Raw genomic sequence first — 2,553 nt, forward strand, 5'->3', positions numbered from 1 at the left:
AAGCGTTGCCAAGCATTGTCTCGCCGGCTTCGGCCTTGACAATCACGGCGCTTTCGGTAGAATACGCCTTCCTCGTTAGGCGCTTCGGCAACAACGAGACGCTCCGCTCTTGGTATGATATCGAGCCCGGAGCTGGCTCTTTAACAATCGATCAGGTAATTCATGTGGGCGTTTGCTCAGGATAGGGGTGCCTGTCACGACCTATCAAGGCAAACGACTCGTCAAGAGACGTTTTGGTCTTGAACCAAGTTTGGTCCGCTTCTTTGTTCGCAAAGACAAGGACTATCAGACTTTCAACTGAAGAGTTTGATCATGGCTCAGATTGAACGCTGGCGGCAGGCCTAACACATGCAAGTCGAGCGGAAACGATCCTAGCTTGCTAGGAGGCGTCGAGCGGCGGACGGGTGAGTAACGCATAGGAATCTACCCAGTTGTGGGGGACAACCTGAGGAAACTCAGGCTAATACCGCATACGTCCTACGGGAGAAAGCGGGGGCTCTTCGGACCTCGCGCGATTGGATGAGCCTATGTCGGATTAGCTAGTTGGTGGGGTAATGGCCCCCCAAGGCGACGATCCGTAGCTGGTCTGAGAGGATGATCAGCCACACCGGGACTGAGACACGGCCCGGACTCCTACGGGAGGCAGCAGTGGGGAATATTGGACAATGGGCGCAAGCCTGATCCAGCCATGCCGCGTGTGTGAAGAAGGCTTTCGAGTTGTAAAGCACTTTCAGCGGGGAAGAAAGCGTGCCGGCCAATACCCGGTACGGACGACATCACCCGCAGAAGAAGCACCGGCTAACTCCGTGCCAGCAGCCGCGGTAATACGGAGGGTGCAAGCGTTAATCGGAATTACTGGGCGTAAAGGGCGCGTAGGCGGCGTGTCACGCCGGGTGTGAAAGCCCCGGGCTCAACCTGGGAATGGCATCCGGAACGGGCAGGCTAGAGTGCAGGAGAGGAAGGTAGAATTCCCGGTGTAGCGGTGAAATGCGTAGAGATCGGGAGGAATACCAGTGGCGAAGGCGGCCTTCTGGACTGACACTGACGCTGAGGTGCGAAAGCGTGGGTAGCAAACAGGATTAGATACCCTGGTAGTCCACGCCGTAAACGATGTCGACTAGCCGTTGGGTCCCTTGAGGACTTAGTGGCGCAGTTAACGCGATAAGTCGACCGCCTGGGGAGTACGGCCGCAAGGTTAAAACTCAAATGAATTGACGGGGGCCCGCACAAGCGGTGGAGCATGTGGTTTAATTCGATGCAACGCGAAGAACCTTACCTACCCTTGACATCCTGCGAACTGGGTAGAGATACCCGGGTGCCTTCGGGAGCGCAGAGACAGGTGCTGCATGGCTGTCGTCAGCTCGTGTTGTGAAATGTTGGGTTAAGTCCCGTAACGAGCGCAACCCTTATCCCTATTTGCCAGCGGTCCGGCCGGGAACTCTAGGGAGACTGCCGGTGACAAACCGGAGGAAGGTGGGGACGACGTCAAGTCATCATGGCCCTTACGGGTAGGGCTACACACGTGCTACAATGGCCGGTACAAAGGGTTGCGAAAGCGCGAGCTGAAGCCAATCCCGGAAAGTCGGTCTCAGTCCGGATCGGAGTCTGCAACTCGACTCCGCGAAGTCGGAATCGCTAGTAATCGTGCATCAGAATGGCACGGTGAATACGTTCCCGGGCCTTGTACACACCGCCCGTCACACCATGGAAGTGGACTGCACCAGAAGTGGTTAGCTTAACCTGCGGGAGAGCGATCACCACGGTGTGGTTCATGACTGGGGTGAAGTCGTAACAAGGTAGCCGTAGGGGAACCTGCGGCTGGATCACCTCCTTAAACGACCGCGCATCCCGTCCTGGGTAAGCGCTCACAATGAATTACCTGATCGCGCAGAGCAACGACTGTTTGGGTCCTGGACCCAGTGGTTAGTAGCCGGGTCTGTAGCTCAGTTGGTTAGAGCGCACCCCTGATAAGGGTGAGGTCGGCAGTTCAAGTCTGCCCAGACCCACCAATTTTATCCAGCTCGGCGTTATTTCGTGACTCGCCTAGCAGGCTAGGCGTCGCCACAAAATGCCTTGATCTGAATAAAATAGTGTCAAGTCGGAAAGAGTAAGGCTTAAGAGGTAGGAAAGAAGCCCTTTCTTAACTCTTCCTTCTTCATTCTTCCCTCTTGCTAAGGGGCCTTAGCTCAGCTGGGAGAGCGCCTGCCTTGCACGCAGGAGGTCACCGGTTCGATCCCGGTAGGCTCCACCATCTCTTCCCAATACGGCGTTGAAAGCTGACTCGCATAGAGGCCTATGCGTCGCCATCTTTCGCCTTGTCTTGGAAAGAGTTCCCGACAGTCGTCAATACGCTGAAATCAGTTGTAAGCGTTAAGAAGATGAGCACACGAAGGATCTTCCTTCTCTCTTCCTTCTTAGCTCTTCCAACTGCTTTCGAGCAGTCGCTCTTTAACAATGTGGCATAAGCTGACAAAGCAAGACGATACGTCTCAAGCGTATCCGGCATGATCGTGATCGTCGCCAGGCCAGACCCTTTGGGGTTATATGGTCAAG

General features: G+C 55.3%; 2 protein-coding genes, 2 tRNA genes and 1 rRNA gene. 4 read left to right on the forward strand and 1 reads right to left on the reverse strand.

What is annotated here, in order from left to right:
• The 4 genes from OP496_RS17090 to OP496_RS17105 form a co-directional block, all read left to right on the forward strand.
• Positions 1-185, forward strand: a 185-nt coding sequence (locus OP496_RS17090; protein ID WP_280565026.1) for a hypothetical protein, incomplete at its 5' end; no start/stop codon positions are given.
• 109 nt (positions 186-294) lie between these two features.
• Positions 295-1,834: ribosomal RNA gene (locus tag OP496_RS17095) — 16S ribosomal RNA — on the forward strand.
• A 98-nt stretch (positions 1,835-1,932) separates the two neighbouring features.
• Positions 1,933-2,009 (forward strand) — tRNA-Ile (locus OP496_RS17100).
• A 166-nt stretch (positions 2,010-2,175) separates the two neighbouring features.
• Positions 2,176-2,251 (forward strand) — tRNA-Ala (locus tag OP496_RS17105).
• 42 nt (positions 2,252-2,293) lie between these two features.
• On the opposite strand, the gene OP496_RS17110 is transcribed toward OP496_RS17105, so the two are convergent.
• Positions 2,294-2,506 carry a hypothetical protein gene (locus OP496_RS17110; RefSeq protein ID WP_280565027.1) on the reverse strand — a complete coding sequence of 71 codons (213 nt, stop codon included), beginning with the start codon at positions 2,504-2,506 and terminating at the stop codon, positions 2,294-2,296.
• Positions 2,507-2,553: the final 47 nt, after the last annotated feature.

It is taken from the genome of Chromohalobacter sp. 48-RD10, assembly GCF_029889785.1.
Taxonomy (GTDB): Bacteria; Pseudomonadota; Gammaproteobacteria; order Pseudomonadales; family Halomonadaceae; genus Chromohalobacter.